This is a genomic window from Corallococcus praedator (assembly GCF_003612125.1).
GTDB lineage: Bacteria > Myxococcota > Myxococcia > Myxococcales > Myxococcaceae > Corallococcus > Corallococcus praedator.
The window spans coordinates 1-15208 of record NZ_RAWI01000231.1 but is presented as its reverse complement, the minus strand read 5'-3'; the positions used below and the strand labels follow the sequence as shown (position 1 = coordinate 15208).

At 71.3% G+C, this 15208-nt stretch carries 13 protein-coding genes; 7 read left to right on the top strand and 6 right to left on the bottom strand.

Annotated features, from left to right (window positions below):
- The first annotated feature begins 66 nt into the window (after nucleotides 1-66).
- From D7Y13_RS26070 to D7Y13_RS26055, 4 genes are all read left to right on the top strand, one after another.
- Nucleotides 67-549, top strand: coding sequence for a MerR family transcriptional regulator (locus D7Y13_RS26070; protein WP_120585260.1), 483 nt, complete (start codon nucleotides 67-69; stop codon nucleotides 547-549).
- Complete coding sequence (locus D7Y13_RS26065) at nucleotides 546-3257, top strand: VIT domain-containing protein (protein WP_120585259.1); 2712 nt, start codon at nucleotides 546-548, stop codon at nucleotides 3255-3257. The genes D7Y13_RS26070 and D7Y13_RS26065 overlap by 4 nt, the downstream gene beginning before the upstream one ends.
- A 100-nt stretch (nucleotides 3258-3357) precedes the next feature.
- Nucleotides 3358-4509 (top strand): hypothetical protein, encoded by a 1152-nt coding sequence (locus D7Y13_RS26060; RefSeq protein WP_120585258.1) that lies wholly within the window; start codon nucleotides 3358-3360, stop codon nucleotides 4507-4509.
- 50 nt (nucleotides 4510-4559) lie between these two features.
- Nucleotides 4560-5192, top strand: coding sequence for an LURP-one-related family protein (locus D7Y13_RS26055; RefSeq protein ID WP_120585257.1), 633 nt, complete (start codon nucleotides 4560-4562; stop codon nucleotides 5190-5192).
- Nucleotides 5193-5196: 4 nt separating this feature from the next.
- Here D7Y13_RS26055 and D7Y13_RS26050 read toward each other — a convergent pair whose 3' ends face one another.
- From D7Y13_RS26050 to D7Y13_RS26040, 3 genes are all read right to left on the bottom strand, one after another.
- Complete coding sequence (locus tag D7Y13_RS26050) at nucleotides 5197-5487, bottom strand: YkvA family protein (RefSeq protein ID WP_233595850.1); 291 nt, start codon at nucleotides 5485-5487, stop codon at nucleotides 5197-5199.
- Nucleotides 5488-5590: 103 nt separating this feature from the next.
- Nucleotides 5591-6637 carry an ABC transporter ATP-binding protein gene (locus D7Y13_RS26045; RefSeq protein WP_120585262.1) on the bottom strand — a complete coding sequence of 349 codons (1047 nt, stop codon included), beginning with the start codon at nucleotides 6635-6637 and terminating at the stop codon, nucleotides 5591-5593.
- A 132-nt stretch (nucleotides 6638-6769) separates the two neighbouring features.
- Nucleotides 6770-6985 carry a hypothetical protein gene (locus D7Y13_RS26040; RefSeq protein ID WP_147444458.1) on the bottom strand — a complete coding sequence of 72 codons (216 nt, stop codon included), beginning with the start codon at nucleotides 6983-6985 and terminating at the stop codon, nucleotides 6770-6772.
- 120 nt (nucleotides 6986-7105) lie between these two features.
- Here D7Y13_RS26040 and D7Y13_RS26035 point away from each other — a divergent pair, with 120 nt between their 5' ends.
- Nucleotides 7106-7762 carry a nuclear transport factor 2 family protein gene (locus D7Y13_RS26035; RefSeq protein ID WP_120536393.1) on the top strand — a complete coding sequence of 219 codons (657 nt, stop codon included), beginning with the start codon at nucleotides 7106-7108 and terminating at the stop codon, nucleotides 7760-7762.
- A 91-nt stretch (nucleotides 7763-7853) separates the two neighbouring features.
- Here the strand turns inward: D7Y13_RS26035 and gyrA are convergent, their stop codons facing one another.
- Both gyrA and D7Y13_RS26025 read right to left on the bottom strand, forming a co-directional pair.
- Nucleotides 7854-10739, bottom strand: a complete 2886-nt coding sequence (gene gyrA, locus D7Y13_RS26030) for a DNA gyrase subunit A (RefSeq protein ID WP_120585255.1) — start codon at nucleotides 10737-10739, stop codon at nucleotides 7854-7856.
- Nucleotides 10740-10954: 215 nt separating this feature from the next.
- Nucleotides 10955-11755, bottom strand: coding sequence for a tetratricopeptide repeat protein (locus D7Y13_RS26025; RefSeq protein ID WP_120585254.1), 801 nt, complete (start codon nucleotides 11753-11755; stop codon nucleotides 10955-10957).
- A 228-nt stretch (nucleotides 11756-11983) separates the two neighbouring features.
- On the opposite strand from D7Y13_RS26025, the gene D7Y13_RS26020 reads away from it, so the two are divergent.
- Together D7Y13_RS26020 and D7Y13_RS26015 are read left to right on the top strand one after the other, a co-directional pair.
- Nucleotides 11984-13309: a M24 family peptidase gene (locus D7Y13_RS26020; RefSeq protein WP_120536396.1), complete on the top strand. Its 1326-nt coding sequence runs from the start codon at nucleotides 11984-11986 to the stop codon at nucleotides 13307-13309.
- Between the two features lie 120 nt (nucleotides 13310-13429).
- Entirely contained in the window at nucleotides 13430-13789 is a 360-nt protein-coding gene (locus D7Y13_RS26015; protein WP_120536397.1) for a response regulator, read from the top strand.
- A 25-nt stretch (nucleotides 13790-13814) separates the two neighbouring features.
- On the opposite strand, the gene D7Y13_RS26010 is transcribed toward D7Y13_RS26015, so the two are convergent.
- Nucleotides 13815-15038, bottom strand: a complete 1224-nt coding sequence (locus D7Y13_RS26010; RefSeq protein ID WP_233595849.1) for a tetratricopeptide repeat protein — start codon at nucleotides 15036-15038, stop codon at nucleotides 13815-13817.
- Nucleotides 15039-15208 lie beyond the last annotated feature (170 nt).

The window sequence follows — 15208 nt, the reverse complement described above, 5'->3', positions numbered from 1 at the left end:
CACCACAACTGCCAAATCATCACTGACGACTTGACACCAATACTGTCACAACCTACTGTTCGGTCTGTGAGCACGCCCATGACACAGACCGAGTGGAAGCTGACGGCGCTGGCGGAGGCGGTGGGCGTTTCGCCGCGCACCGTCCGCTACTACGTCCAGCGGGGCCTCCTGCCCGCGCCGCCCTTCAAGGGGCCGGACACGGTGTACGGGGAGGAGCACCTGGTGCGGCTCAAGGCCATCCGGGTGCTCCAGGCGCGCTTCCTGCCGTTGGACGCCATCCAGGTGGAGCTGCTGCGACTGTCGCCGGAGGAGCTGCGCCGGTTGTCGGAGACGCCGGTGCTGCCCGCGCCGTTGCCGGAGGCGCCCCCGAAGCCGCTGGCGAGAAGTCCGGGAAAAGACCCGACGGTGGAGGTGGCGCGTTACCAGCGCTGGCTCCTGGCGCCGGGGTTGGAATTGCACGTGTCGGAGCAGGCTGAAGCGAAGGTCCGGGCGCTGGCCGAGCGGGTGCGCGCCCTCATCGAGGAATCCGAAGAAGGGAAGCAGTCATGAACGAGCAGGCGAAGTGTGGGCTGTTCACGCGCGACGGGGCCCAGGTGCCCCTGCAAGGGGTGGAAGTCTCCGGCGAGCTGCTCGGGGGACATGCGCGGGTGCGCGTGACGCAGCGCTACCGCAACGAGGAGAAGAAGCCGGTGGAGGCCGTCTACACCTTCCCGCTGCCCTCGGACGCGACGCTCAGCGCCTTCTCCATGACGTGCGCGGGCCGCCGCGTGGCGGGGGTGGTGAAGGAGCGCGAGGAGGCCTTCCGCACCTACGACACCGCCATCACCGAAGGCCATGGCGCGGCGCTGCTGGACCAGGAGCGCCCCAACGTCTTCACCGCCCAGGTGGGCAACCTGCTGCCCGGGGAGGAGACGCTGGTGGAGGTGGAGTTCCTCCAGGCCCTCACCGCGGAGGAGGGCAGCGTGCGCTGGATGCTGCCCACGCTGGTGGCGCCCCGCTACATGCCCGGCGCGGCGCAGGGGGACCGCACGGCGCACGGCAGCGCGGCCCCGACGACGCGGGTGCCGGACGCGGACCGCATCTCCCCGCCCATCGGGAACGTGGACTACGGGCTGCGGATGAGCCTGCTCATCGACGTGGGCCATGAGGTGGTGGTGGAGAGTCCGTCGCACGCGCTGGACATCACGCGGGAAGGCACCCGCCTGCGCGTGGGCCTGAAGCCGGATCCCGCGCACAAGGGCCGCACCGAGGTGGCGCTGGACCGGGACGTGGTGCTCAACCTGCGCAACGCCAACCCGGACGTCATGCTCACGCCGGTCGTCACCCACCGGAAGGCGGAAGGGCCGGGCACGTTCGCGCTCACCGTGGTGCCGGACCTGCTGAACCTCGCGGCGGCGCCGCCCCGGCAGGAGGTGGTGTTCGTGGTGGACACCTCCGGCTCCATGGACGGGGAGAGCCTGCCCCAGGCGCAGGCCGCGCTCCGGCTGTGCCTGCGCCACCTGCGCGAGGGTGACCGCTTCAACGTCATCGCCTTCGAGAACAGCTTCCGGACCTTCACCCCGGCGCCGGTGACGTTCACCCAGCGCACGCTGGAGCAGGCGGACGCGTGGGTCGCGGGGCTGCGGGCCAGTGGCGGCACGCAGCTCTTGGAGCCGCTCGTCGCCGCGATGAAGGCCGCGCCGGACGGCGTGGTGGTGCTGCTGACGGACGGTCAGGTGGGCAACGAGGGGGAGATCCTCGAAGCGGTGCTCGCCGCGCGCGGGTCGGGCCGGGTGTTCTCGTTCGGCATCGGGACGAACGTGAGCGACGTGCTGCTGCGCGACCTGGCGCGGCGCACGGACGGCGCGGTGGAGTTCATCCACCCGGGAGAGCGCATCGACGACAAGGTGGTGGCGCAGTTCTCCAAGGCGCTCGCCCCGCGCGTCACCGACCTGGAGGTGCGCTTCGACGGCGTGGAGGCCAGTGAGCTGGCTCCGGCCACCCTGCCGCCGCTGGTGGACGGCACGCCCTGGACGCTGTTCGGGCGCTATGCGCAGGCCGGCACCGGCAGCGTGACACTGAAGGGTCGCTCGGGCCGGGAGCCCTTCTCCCTCACGGTGCGGCTGGAGCTGCCCGCCCTGTCGGACCGCCCGGTGGTGGAGAAGTTGTGGGCCGCCGAGCGCATCCGGGGCTGGCTGGACGCGGGGCTCGTGGGCCGGCGCGCGGAGGCGATGAAGGAGCGCATCGTGCAGCTGGCCCTCACGCACCAGCTCGCCACGCGCTACACGTCCTTCGTGGTGGTGGAGGAGCGCCAGGGTGAGCGCCGCGCGTCGGGCACGCCGGAGACGCGCGTCGTGCCGGTGAACGCCCCCGCGGGCTGGAACATGTTCAAGCAGGGCCAGCAGGAGGGCGGCCTCGCTCCGCCGCAGGACGTCGATGGCGACTACGATGATGCGGAGCCCGTCACGGGGTCGGGCATCATGATGCCCGTTGCCGCCGGTCCCGGAGGCATCACGCGTCCGACCACCCCGGTCCGGCGTGTCACCCCTCCGTCGGCGGTGTCCCGCGGCGGCGCCATGCCGCCGCCGCCCCCGAGCGTGTCCGCGCCCGCGCCCATGTCCGCGCCCATGCCCATCCAGGCGGAGGCCCGGGATGGTTTCGGCGGCGGGGCTCCGGCGAAGGAGCGGGAGTCCGCCAAGAAGAAGGGCGGCCTGCTGGGCCGGCTCGTCTCCGCCGCGATGCCGCAGAAGTCGGCGGCCGCGCCGTCGGCGGACAGGGCCCGCCGCGAGCAGAAGAAGGACAAGGCGGAGGCCCCGCCCGAAGCCTTCGAAGCCCTCTACGAAGCCGAGGAGTCCCGGGTGCTTTCCGTGGCCGAGTCGGTGGGGGGACTCGCGGCCGAGGACGTGGGCAGTGTGCTGGGCCGGCAGCTCGCGAACGGCCTCTGGGCCGGCACGGGCGAGGGTCCGGAAGCCGTGCGCCAGGCCCGCGCCACCGCGCGGGTGCTGCTGGTGCTCCTGCGCGAGGGCATCACCAGCAGCCATCCGTTGCACGGCGCGCAGGTGAAGAAGGCGGTGGACGCGCTGCTGGCCCTGGCCTCGCAGCTCACCCAGGCCCCGGACGTGGCGGAGCTGGCGCTGGGCGTGGCGTGGCTGGTGGCGGCGGGCCCCCGCACGCGGGGCCGCATTGAGCAGGCCGCGAAGCCGCTGCCGGGCCTGGACGGGCGACTGGCGGACACGGACGCGCTCCGTCAGCACGTGGAGACGCTCGCGACGCGGTAGCCCGCTGCGCGGTGTCAATTCCGGCCCCGGCATTCCCAGACGGAATGCCGGGGTCCCGCACTCCCGTCTTTCCCCGGGGGTCGACTAGGGTGGCGGGGACATGTTCCTCGCGCCCTTCGTCCTGGCCGTCCTCGTCGCCGCGCAACCCGGGTCTCCTCCCACGCGCGACGACGCCCCCGCCGTGCCTCCCGACTCCGCCGTGCTCCGGACCATGCCTTCTCCGCCGCTCGTGGAAGGCCCTCCGGAGGCGTGCGCCGCGGAGCCCGACTACGTGGCTGGCTTCGATGCGCTGGTGCGGGGCGAGGACGCGCGGGCGGTGGAGTCGCTGGAGCGGGTGCTGGAGGCGTGTCCCCAGCATCCGTACGCGCCGGAGCTGGCGCGGCTGGCGCGGGCGCGGCTGACGCCCGGTGGCAAGCTGGCGCAGGAGACGCTGGCGCGGCCGGTGGTGCTGATGTCGGCGGAGGACACGTCGCGCGGGGCGCGGGCCTCCCTGACCATCGTGCAGACGGTGCACGGCATCACCCAGGGCATCCTCCTGTGCGAAATCGCGGGCTGTGACGATTCGCGCGCGTACGTGGCGGTGTCGCTGCTGGGCGGCGGCGCGGGCGCGGCGGCGGCCCTGCTGCTCACGCAGAACGGGCTGACGCCGGGACAGGCGGCGGCCATCAACTCCGGCACGGTGTGGGGCTTCGGCTATGGCCTGTCGTCCATCGGCTCCTTCGACCTGGACGGCGACAACGCCATCGCGTCGGTGATGGTGGGGGCGGTGGGCTTCACCGGCCTGGGCGTCCTCATCGCGCAGTTCGCGCAGCCCACCGCGGGACAGGTGTCGCTGGCGAACTCCGGTGGCCTGTGGGCGGGCGTCGTCGCGGGGCTCCTGCTGGCCACGCAGGACAGCAACGAGACGCAGGCGTTCTTCGCCATCGAGCAGGGCGTGGTGGGCGCGGGCCTGCTCACCTTCGCGCTGATTTCGCGCAACCTGGACGTCTCCCGGGGGCGGATGCTGCTCATCGACTCGGGCGGCATCCTGGGCGGGCTGACGGGGTTGAGCGCCCTGTTCCTGCTGCTGGGTGATGACGCGGACTCGGACGTGTACCTCGTGGGCACCGCCGCGGGCGCGGTGGCGGGGCTCGCGGCCACCACGTTCCTCACGCGCAACTTCGACGTGCCGGACGCCCCGGCCGTGTCCATCGTTCCCGCGGCCATGGGCCGTCACGGAGGCATGGGCCTGACGATGCTCGGACGGTTCTAGGCTGACGCCAGGCCGTCCCCTTTCTTCCTTCCGCCGTCCCGGAGCCGTCCATGCCCGTTGAATCCCAGGCCCTGACCCATCTGAGCGGTGAGCATGCGCTGCGCGTGCGGCAGGTGAAGGAGTGGGGGGAGATCCTCTCCGGCTTCGAGGGCCGCAACCGCTACGAGGTGGTGGGCGACGACGGGCGCCCGCTCTTCTTCGCGGGCGAGGTGGGCGGCGGCGTGGGGCTGTTCCTCCTGCGCAGCTTCCTCAAGGCGAAGCGCCCCTTCACCATGGAGCTCAAGGACGCGCGCGGGGAGACGGTGCTGCGGCTGCGCCGACCGTGGCGCTTCTGGCTGTCCCGGATGGAGGTGGAGGACGGCCAGGGCCGCCACCTGGGCGCCATCCAGCAGCGCTTCCGCTTCTTCGCCCGCGCCTACGACGTGCTGGGGCCTCGCGAAGAGGAGCTGGCCCAGCTGAGCGGCCCGGTCTTCCAGCCGTGGACGTTCCACGTGCAGCAGCAGGGCCGCGACGTGGGCACCATCGCCAAGAAGTGGAGCGGCTTCGGCAAGGAGATGTTCACGGACGCCGACAACTTCGGCGTCCAGTTCAACGGGCTGGACGACGCCCACGTCCGCACGCTGGTCGTGGCCGCCACGTTCCTCATCGACTTCGTGCACTTCGAGAACAAGGGCGGCGAGTGACACGCTAGCCGTGCCGACGCAGCGTGGGCACGCGAGGCTGCCCCGCTTCGTCGCGCGGCAGCCCGTCCCCGGGGACGGCGTCCGGCGCGCCGGGGCGGTAGCGCTGCACCTCGCGCACCATGAAGAGGGCCGCCGCCGACAGCACGCCCAGGTCGTCCAGCCAGCCGAACAGCGGGATGAAGTCCGGCACCGCGTCCACCGGCGACACGAAGTACAGGACAGCCAGCAGCCCGGCCAGCTTGCGCCACGTCCCCACCTTCGGGTCGCGGACGTACTGGAAGAAGCGGGTTCCCATTCCTCGAAGGCCTGCGATGTTCATACCCCTCCCTACGCATGGGGGGCCCGGGTGATTGCACTTCCCGTGCCCGGTGCTCGCACGCCCGGTGTGCAGGCAGGCGTCAAACAGCCGTTTCTTCCAGCACCTCCGCGCGGCCCGCGACCTCCAGCCGGGCACGGCTGCCCTCGCGCAGCGGAGACGCCGGGGAGGAGCGCACCACCAGCGCCATGCCGGCGCAGGACACGGTGAAGTCCACGTGCGCACCCCGGAAGGCGCGCTCCAGCACCTCGGCGCGCAGGGCGCCGCCCACCGCCACGCCGTCCGTGTCCGGCGTCAGCTTCAGCGTTTCGGGCCGCAGGGACAGCATCACCTGACCGCGCGCGTCCGCGTTCAGCGGCAGGTTGCCCAGCGCCGTGCGCGCGACGCGGCCGAAGGCGGACCCCGGCAGCAGGTTGGTGCCACCCAGGAAGTACGCGGCGAAGGCGGTGCGCGGGGATTCGTAGACGGACTCGGGCGCGCCCTGCTGCTCCACGGTGCCCCCGCGCAGCAGCACCAGCCGGTCCGCGAAGGCCAGCGCATCCGCGACGTCGTGCGTGGCGAAGAGCACCGCGGTGCCCCGGGCCTTGAGCACGCGGCGCCATTCGCCCAGGAGCGCGGCGCGCAGTCCGGCGTCGAGCCCCGCGAAGGGTTCATCCAACACCAGCAGCTTCGCCCCGGAAGCCAGCGCCCGGGCGAGCAGCACCCGCTGCCGCTGTCCCCGGGAGAGCGTTCCGCAGGCGCGCGACTCCAGGTCCTCCAGTTGGAACAGCGCCAGCAGGCCGCGTGCGTGCGCCACGCCCTCGCCCTTCGGCTGGGCGCTCATCACGACGTCGCGCACGGTGAGACCGGACTCCAGCTCGCCGTCGTGGAGCACGCGGCGCAGCGGGCGCTGCTCCGGGGGGACGAACGCAGCCGGGCCCGCGAGCACGCGGCCCTCCAGCGTGATGGTGCCCGCGCTGGGACGCTCCAGGCCCGCCACCAGTCGCAGGAGCGCCGTCTTGCCGGAGCCGGAGGAGCCCATCACCGCCAGCGATTCGCCCGGCTCCAACGCCAGCGACACGTCTCGCACCGCCGGGGACGTGGCACCGGGGTACGTCAGGGAGAGGGCGTCCAGTGAGAGCAGGGGCATGACGGTGGCCACACTACGGTGCGCGTCCGGCCGGGCAAAGCGCCGCGTCCCACGGGCTGCGCGATGCCGGACGCTCGCCTGATACGGCCCGCGGCGGGAAGAAGGGCTCCACGATGGCCACGGACGCGTGGCTCACACCGTGACGTGGAGCGAGAAAACCAGAGCGAGCAGGGACAGGTGCTGAGCAATCCAGGCAGGCCTCTGCGGGGCACCCCAGAAGGCCCAGAGCACGAAGAGCAACGACAGCCAGGCGAAGGCGCTGGACCTCCACGGGCCGCGCCAGCCCCGGCCCTGAGAAACAGGCTGCTTGAGCGATTCCGCCACCACCGCATCCGTTCCAGGAGCCATCGCGTGGAAGGCCACCTGAAGCCAGTGCGGCACCCACCTCAAGGACCTCGCGGGAAGCCCACCCCGCCACGAGGAAGGCTAGGCTGCCGCCGCGTTCTTCCCCTGTCACAGGGAGTCCCCATGTCGCGCCTGCTCGTCGCCTGTGCCGTCCTCCTGGGAGCCTCGTCCGCCTTCGCCCAGGCCCCTGCCGCCCCTGCCCCCAAGGCCGCGCCTACAGCACCGGCGTCCAAGGCCGCGCCGACCGCGCCCGCCGCGACGAAGCCGGATCCGCGCAAGGCCGTGCTCGAGCGCACCCAGGCGGGACTCGCCCAGCTTCCCGCGCCGAAGCCCGAGGACGTGAAGTCCATCGACTCGCTCCTCAAGGCCCTCTACGACGTCATCAGCGGCCCGGGGGGCACGCCTCGCGACTGGCAGCGCTTCCGCTCCCTCTTCTACCCGGGCGCCACGCTGGTGCCGCTCGTGCACAGCCCGACCGCTCCCGGGCTCCACGCGCGCCCCTTCACCCCGGAGGAGTACATCGCCCTGGCCACCGGCGCGTCCTCCACGCAGGGCTTCTTCGAGAAGGAAACCCAGCGTCAGTCCCTGGGCTACGGCGACCTGGTCCAGGTGATGAGCACCTACGAGGCGCGGGGAACCCCGGACGGCCCCGTCATCGCCAAGGGCGTCAACAGCATCCAGGTCTTCAACGACGGCCAGCGCTGGTGGGTCATGCACATCGTCTGGCTGGATGAGAAGACCTCCGGCCTCAAGGTGCCCGCGGACCTCACGCGCAAGTAGCCCTTCACGAACGAAGAGGGCCGGGACCCGGAAGGCGCCTCTTCGCGCCCCCGCTCCCGACCCTCCGGAACATCACACCGAGCTACCGACTTCAGCCTTCGGAGCCGGGCTCGTCTTCCGAACCCGCCGAGTCCGCCGAACCCGAAGCATCCGCCGCGTCATCGAACGGCGTCGCGTCCGAGTCCGAGGAAGCCTCCACCGGCGCCGCGTCCGTGGAACCCCCGGCCGCCGCGTCCACCGGAGCGGTGGCGTCACCGCCCTCGGTCTCCTCCTCCGACTCCTCGCCTTCGGGCAGCTTGGAGATGGCCATCACCTTCTCCTCGCCGTTCTCCAGCGCGATGAGGCGCACGCCCTGCGTGTTGCGGCCGATGACGGAGATCTCCTTCACCTTCATGCGGATGAGCATTCCGCCGTTGGTGACGATCATCACCTCGTCGCTGTCCTTCACCTGCACCACGCCCACCACGCGGCCGTTCCGCTCGGTGGTCTTGATGTCGATGATGCCCTTGCCGCCACGGCCCTGCTGCCGGTACTCGGCGCCCTGCGTGCGCTTGCCGTAGCCGTTCTCCGTCACCGTGAGGATGGCGCTGTCCGTCGCCACCGCGGGCGCCTGCTCGCCTTCCGGCACGGGCTCGCCTTCCGCCGGGGCCGGGGCCTTCGCCTCCGGCTCCACCAGGTCCGCGCCCACCACTTCGTCGCCCTCTTCCAGCGTGATGCCCTTCACGCCGTAGGCCTGACGGCCCATGGAGCGCACGTCCGACTCCGGGAAGCGGATGCTCATGCCCGTCGCCGTGGACAGCAGGACGTCCTTCGTCCCGTCGGTGATCATCACGCCGACCAGCTCGTCGCCCTCGTCGATGCCCAGCGCGATGATGCCGCTGGCGCGCACGCTTTCGAACGCGCTCAGGTCCGTGCGCTTCACCACGCCCTTCTTCGTGACGAAGAAGACGTAGCGGTTCTCCGGGAAGTCGCGCGTCACCAGCACCTGCGCCAGCCGCTCGCCTTCACCGAACTGCACCAGGTTCACGATGGCCTTGCCGCGCGACGTCCGGCTGCCCTGGGGAATCTGGTACACCTTCAGCGAGTACAGCTTGCCCTTGGTGGTGATGGGCATCAGGTACGCGTGCGTGCTGGCCACGAACACCTTGGTGACGAAGTCGTCCTCCTTCGTCCCCGCGCCCGTCTTGCCGCGCCCGCCGCGCTTCTGCGCCCGGTACTCCGACAGGGGCGAGCGCTTCACGTAGCCCGTGTGCGAGAGCGTCACCACCATCGTCTCCTCGGCGATGAGGTCCTCGTTGGTGAACTCGTCCACCGCGCCGGAGATCTCCGTGCGGCGCTTGTCACCGTAGCGCTCGCGGATCTCCATCAGCTCCGCCTTGATGACGCTCAGCAGGCTGCTCTCGTTGGCCAGGATGTCCTGGAGCCGGATGATGTCGCGCGCCAGCTCAATCAGCTCGCGGAACAGCTCCTCGCGCTGCAGGCCGGTGAGCCGCTGCAGGCGCATCTCCAGGATGTTCTGCGCCTGGCCCTCGCTGAAGCCCGCGCCCTCGTACTTGTGCGCGAGGCCCCCGTAGGACGGCTCCTCGTTGCGAGCGCGGCTGACCAGCAGCTCCATCTGCGCCTTGGCCTGCGCGTAGTCGATGCGCTGCAGGTCCTTGAAGTGCTCGCGCGTGTAGAGCTCCGGCGACAGGATGTTCATCAGGCCCCAGCGGGCCTCGTCCGGATCGCGGGACGCGCGGATCAGGCTGACCACCAGGTCGATGAGGTCCTGCGCCACCAGCAGGCCTTCGACGATGTGCATGCGCGCCAGCGCCTTGCGCAGCTCGAAGCGCGTGCGGCGCGTGACGACGTCGCGGCGGTGCGCGATGAAGCGGTCCAACATCTCCTTCAGGTTGAGCGTGCGAGGCTGCCCACCGTCGATGGCCAGCATCACCGCGCCGAAGGTCGTCTCCAGCTGCGTCATGGAGAAGAGGTTGTTGAGCACCACCTGGGAGATGGCGTCGCGCTTGAGCTCGATGACGATGCGCATGCCCTGACGGTCGCTCTCGTCACGGATGTCGCTGATGCCCTCCAGCTTCTTCTCGCGCACCAGCTCGGCGATCTTCTCGATGAGGCGCGCCTTGTTCACCTGATAGGGGATCTCCGTGACGATGATGGCCTCACGGTCTCCCTTCTTGTTCGTCTCAATCTCCGTGCGCGCACGGATGGGGATGGAGCCCCGGCCCGTCTCGTAGGCGCGCATGATGCCCTCGCGGCCCGTGATGATGGCCGCGGTGGGGAAGTCCGGCCCCTTGATGAACTCCATCAGGTCGCGGACGGTGCAGTCCGGGTTCTCGATGAGGTGCAGCGTGCCCGACACCACCTCCGTCATGTTGTGCGGCGGGATGTTGGTGGTCATGCCCACCGCGATGCCGCTGCTGCCGTTGACGATGAGGTTGGGGAACTTGGCCGGCAGGACGAGCGGCTCTTCCAGCGAGTCGTCGTAGTTGGGCCCGAACTCGACGGTCTCCTTGTCGATGTCCGACAGGAGGTCCTCCGCCAGTCGCTCCATGCGCACTTCGGTGTAACGCATGGCGGCCGGCGAATCGCCGTCCACCGAGCCGAAGTTGCCCTGGCCGTCCACCAGCAGGTAGCGAAGGCTCCACTCCTGCGCCAGGCGCACCATGGCGTCGTACACGGACGAGTCGCCGTGCGGGTGGTACTTACCGATGACGTCACCCACCACGCGCGCGCTCTTCTTGTAGGCGCGGTTGTGGAGGTTGCCCAGGTCATTCATCGCGAAGAGGACGCGACGGTGCACGGGCTTCAGGCCGTCGCGCACGTCTGGCAGCGCGCGGCCGATGATGACGGACATCGAGTAGTCGAGATACGAACGGCGCATCTCGTCTTCGATGTTGATGGGAATGAGCTCTCCGGCGCCGCTCGACGGAGGGGGCGCGGAGGGCGTTGCCGGCGTGTCGGTGGTGTCGTCAGCCATGGGCTCTGGAAGGTGCGGACGGGCCCCTCACGTGGGGGGCTCCGCCCGATGGGAGAGTGTTCGTAACCCCTGGATTTCCCTCAGTCAACAGGGGAAACAGGGCGCATGGACCCTGGCTGCCCGCCCGCCCGGTTCCAGGGGGCGGAAGAGGCCTTTCCAGGGCCTGGGATTCAACACCCGGGCGGTGCGTTTTCAGCCCCGCGAGACGCGTGTTTTCAGGCCTTGGGGCGGAGGCTCGCGGACAGCCGTTCGGCCTCCGCGCCCACACCGCCCTCGGGGTCCTTCTTCTTCGCCAGGTCGAACGCGGCCAGGGCCCCTTCGCGGTCGCCGCGGAGCTTCAGCGCCACGCCCACGTTGAGGTGCGCGGAGGGGTTGTCGCGGTCCATGGCCAGGGCCTCGCGGAACAGCGTGAGCGCCTGGTCCACGTCGCCGGACAGGAGCGCTTCGCGGCCCGCCTGCACGCGCTTGTCCGCGTCGTTGACCAGCTCCACCTCGAACACGCTGCGGCCCACGACGTTGGCCACCAGCATGCGCAGGATGCCGCCCCAGTAGAACGTGAGCCCTTCGGCGGCGACGACGGCGGCCAGGGGCAGGTCGGGCAGCAGCTGCTTGCCCCGGAACTTGAAGCGGACCTTCGTGTAGCGGCCCTTGTTGGTCCAGTGGACCAGCTCGCCCTGGAGCTTCTTGAGGCCCGCCTCCAGCTGCGCGGGGTCGATTTCGAAGGGCAGCACCCGGCCCTTGGGCTCGCCCGCGGGCAGGCGCTTGCGGTCGTCCTCCCGGGGGTCCGTCACGGGCCCGGCGCCGGGCTCGGATTCGAAGACGGGCTCGGCCTCCAGCACGGGAGGCTTCGGGGCCGACGCGGAGGCGCGGCGGGGCTCCGCGCGGGGCTCCACCTTGGACTTCACCGGCCGGGCCGGGGCCTTCGCCGGCGGGGCCGAGGGCTTCGCGGGCGCGGTCGGGCGCGGGGGCTGCTTCTTCGCCTTCGCCGGGGACTTGCGGGGTGCCGTTCTTGCCATGGGTCCACTCTAAGCGACCCCTGTGCCCGCCGCTCGTGAAGACGTGCGAAGAAGGCCCTCGGGTGGGGCCGGGCCAATGCCCCAGACGCCCACCCCCAGGCCAGGCACCAGGAGGCCTCCGCTGGCGCGCATCAGGGCGGTCAGCCAGGCGGCCAGCGCGTCGATGGATTCCAGGGGCGCGCGGCCGTGAAACACTGGGCGCCCTCCCCCACCCAGGAAGCACGCCCCATGATGCGCGTCCGGTCCGTCCTGCTCTCCGCCTTGCTGTCCGCCTCGCTGGTCCATGCGGCGCCCGCCGTGCCCGCCGCGGAAGGCGCGTGGCCCCGGCTGCGCAAGGAGCGCCTGCGGAAGCTGCTGCCCCAGGCCATGGCCCGCGCGGGCGTGGATGCGTGGGTGGTGCTGTGCCGTGAGAACGACAACGACCCGCTCGCCGCGCACGTCGGCGGGGAGAACGCGGGCGGCACCGCCGCGTTCCTGTTCCTTCGCGACGGCGATGCGCTGCGCTCGGTGGCGCTGTCCCCCGTGGGTGAAGCCACGGCGCTCAAGGACATGGCGGTGGTGGATGAGGTGGTGCCGGTGGACCGGGGCGCGGACGTGCTCGCGCTGGTCGCCGCGCGGCTCGTGAAGGCGAAGCCCGCGAAGGTGGCCATCAACTCCTCGGAGCGGATGTCCATCGCGGACGGCCTGTCCGCCACGCAGCGCGCGAAGCTGGAGGCGGCGCTCACCCCGGCGCTGCGCAAGCGGCTGGTGTCCTCCGAGGACCTCGTCTCCGAGTGGCTGTCGGTGAAGCTGCCGGAAGAGGTGGACATCATGCGCAAGGCCGCGGCCCTCACCGCGCAGTTGGAGGAAGAGGCGTACCGCACGGTGGTGCCGGGCAGGACGCGCGATTCCGACGTGGCGCGCTTCCTCAAGAAGCGCATCGCGGAGCTGGGCGTGGGCGACGGGTGGCAGCCGGATCAGAACCCCAACGTGAACAGCGGGCCCACGCGCGGACACTCGAACGCCACCGACCGCGTCATCCAAGCGGGGGACTTCATCCAGACGGACTTCGGCATCCGCGTGGGCAACACGTGGGTGACGGACATCCAGCGCTTCGCCTACGTGTTGGCCCCGGGAGAGAAGCAGGCCCCCGCCGAGGCGCTGGCGAAGTGGGAGAAGTCGAAGAAGGGCAGCCGCATCGCGCTGGCGGCGATGAAGCCCGGCGCGCGCGGCTACGACGTGGACAAGGCCCAGCGCGACTGGATGCGCGAAGCGGGCTCCGAGCCCGTGATGTGGGGCACCGGCCATCCCGTGGGTTACTGGGCCCACGACGCCGGCCCGGCGCTCTCCGGCGCGCAGTCCGGCAAGCCAGCCACCGGCTCCGCGCTGCGCACGTTGCAGCCCGGTCAGGTGTTCGCCTTCGACGGGTTCTTCGCGTGGAAGGACGGCAGCAGCCCGGACGCGCTGCGCATCCTCTCCGTGGAGGAGATGGCCGTCGTCACCGACACCGGCGCCGAGTACCTCAACCCACCTCAGGAACAGCTCATCCTCATCCCTTCCGCGCCCAAGCCCTGAGGCAGGACGGGGGCGTTCCCGACCCAGCGAACCTGTTGGGTGGGGAGGGTGCGCGCGGCGGGCCGGACTTGGATACACTTGAGACATCGCCGCGCCGCACCGGCGCTGGAGGGCCACCTCATGCCAAGCGTGCTGGTCATCGACGATGACCTCTTCGTCCTCGCGACCGTGGGGGACGTCCTGCGAAGTGCGGGCTACACGGTGCTGACGGTGCAGTCACCCGCCGAGGCCTTCCACCTGGACCTGTCGGGCGTCTCCGCCATCCTGTGCGACTACAACATGCCGGAGATGAACGGCTCCGACGTGCTCATCGCCATGCGTGAGCTGCAGGAGATCCAGGCGCCGTTCATCTTCCTCACCGGGCACTCGGACCTGGACGACCTCATCCCCGTGGCCATCCGCTACGGCGCGGAGCTGTTGCCCAAGCCGGTGGACCCCGCGGAATTGACGCGATTGTTACGCAAGCAGATCGCCGCGTGAGCCGGGGCTGCTTCGGCGGCCCGCTTCAGCCCAGCTCGGTGAGCAGCGCTTCGGCCTGCGCGCGCCAGTCGTCTTCCAGCGAGGGATGGCGCAGGAGCACCACCAGCCGCTCCCGCGCGGACTCCCGAGCCCCCAGCCGGGCCTCCACGCGGGCCAGGGCCAGGACGGGTTCTGGCCGTTGGGGCGCGCGGTGGTGGGCCTCCGCCAGCAACGCCCTCGCGGGCAGCACGGCCTCCGGGGGCCCGTCCTCCACCTGACGCAGCAGCAGCAGGGCCTGGCGCCACGGGGGCATCCAGTCGTCCGGGGACAGCCGCACGGCCTCGCGCCACGCGGCGAGCGCGCGCTCCACGTCCGGCGGCTCGCGCGCCTCGAACACCAGCGCCTCCACGGAGCGGCTGAGCCCGGTGGACATGCCCCGCGCCTCCAGTTGGTGGCACAGCTCCAGCGCCTCCAGGAAGCGGCGCTCCGTCACGCGCAGGCGGGCCAGGTGCCCCAGCGCCGCCACGCCTTCGGGCTCCACGCGCACGCGCGCCTCCGCCGCGGACACCGCGCCCCGCACGTTGCCGCGCGCCAGCCGCACATCCGCCAGCGCCTTGAGCAGGCCCACGTCGTCCGGCACCGCCTTCTGCCCCTGGCGCAGCAGGTCCTCCGCCGCCTCCAGCTCTCCGCCCGCCTCCAGCGCGCGCGCGAACACGAGGTAGCTGGGCGCGTGCCAGGGGTCCAGGTGCAGCGACAGCTCCAGGTGCGCGAAGGCCTCCTCCAGGCGGTCCAGCAGGAAGAGCACGCGGGCCAGCTGGAAGTGGTGCAGCGCCACGCGGGGCTCCAGCGAGACAGCGTGCGCGAGCGCGGCGTGCGCGGCCGCCGCGTCGCCCTGTTCCACCCGCACGTAGCCCAGGCCGAAGAAGGCCTCGGTGGGGGGCGAGGGCTCCGCGACGAGCGCGCGGTAGAGCTCCAACGCCTGATTCCATTCGCCGCGCCGCGTGTGCAGCGCCGCACCCACGAGCCGCGACTCCCGCTGCTCGCCCGCGCCGGCCCGGGTGACGCCCAGCAGCAGCGACTCCGCGAGGGCCTCCTCGCCGTCGACGAGCGCCAGCCGGGCCAGGGTGAGCATCGCCCGCCAGTCGCGGGCGTTGCGCTCATGCACCTGCGTGGCCTCGCGGCGGGCCCCCTCCAGGTCACCCGCCTTGAACAGCGCTTCGTAGCGTGGAACCGGGTTCAGGACAGACGCTCCCCAACGGTGAATGGGCACGACGGCAGGGACTGCGAAAAAAGCTAATCAGGGATGGCGGTCCGCGCTGCCCGGCGCGTCCCAGAAAAGAGGTCTTTCTTCCGGGACACGCCCCCCCACGAGCCCCACTGAAGTCTCCGGACCGTCAGTTCCTCCCCAGGTTAGCAGACAAGCAGGCGACCCTCCCCTTC

Excerpts from the sequence above, each read along its gene's own strand:
- D7Y13_RS26065 (WP_120585259.1), top strand. The coding sequence starts at position 546 with ATGAACGAGCAGGCGAAGTGTGGGCTGTTCACGCGCGACGGGGCCCAG.
- D7Y13_RS26060 (WP_120585258.1), top strand. The coding sequence starts at position 3,358 with ATGTTCCTCGCGCCCTTCGTCCTGGCCGTCCTCGTCGCCGCGCAACCC.
- D7Y13_RS26055 (WP_120585257.1), top strand. The coding sequence starts at position 4,560 with ATGCCCGTTGAATCCCAGGCCCTGACCCATCTGAGCGGTGAGCATGCG.
- D7Y13_RS26050 (WP_233595850.1), bottom strand. The coding sequence starts at position 5,487 with ATGGGAACCCGCTTCTTCCAGTACGTCCGCGACCCGAAGGTGGGGACG.
- D7Y13_RS26045 (WP_120585262.1), bottom strand. The coding sequence starts at position 6,637 with ATGCCCCTGCTCTCACTGGACGCCCTCTCCCTGACGTACCCCGGTGCC.
- D7Y13_RS26040 (WP_147444458.1), bottom strand. The coding sequence starts at position 6,985 with ATGGCTCCTGGAACGGATGCGGTGGTGGCGGAATCGCTCAAGCAGCCT.
- D7Y13_RS26035 (WP_120536393.1), top strand. The coding sequence starts at position 7,106 with ATGTCGCGCCTGCTCGTCGCCTGTGCCGTCCTCCTGGGAGCCTCGTCC.
- gyrA (WP_120585255.1), bottom strand. The coding sequence starts at position 10,739 with ATGGCTGACGACACCACCGACACGCCGGCAACGCCCTCCGCGCCCCCT.
- D7Y13_RS26025 (WP_120585254.1), bottom strand. The coding sequence starts at position 11,755 with ATGGCAAGAACGGCACCCCGCAAGTCCCCGGCGAAGGCGAAGAAGCAG.
- D7Y13_RS26020 (WP_120536396.1), top strand. The coding sequence starts at position 11,984 with ATGATGCGCGTCCGGTCCGTCCTGCTCTCCGCCTTGCTGTCCGCCTCG.
- D7Y13_RS26015 (WP_120536397.1), top strand. The coding sequence starts at position 13,430 with ATGCCAAGCGTGCTGGTCATCGACGATGACCTCTTCGTCCTCGCGACC.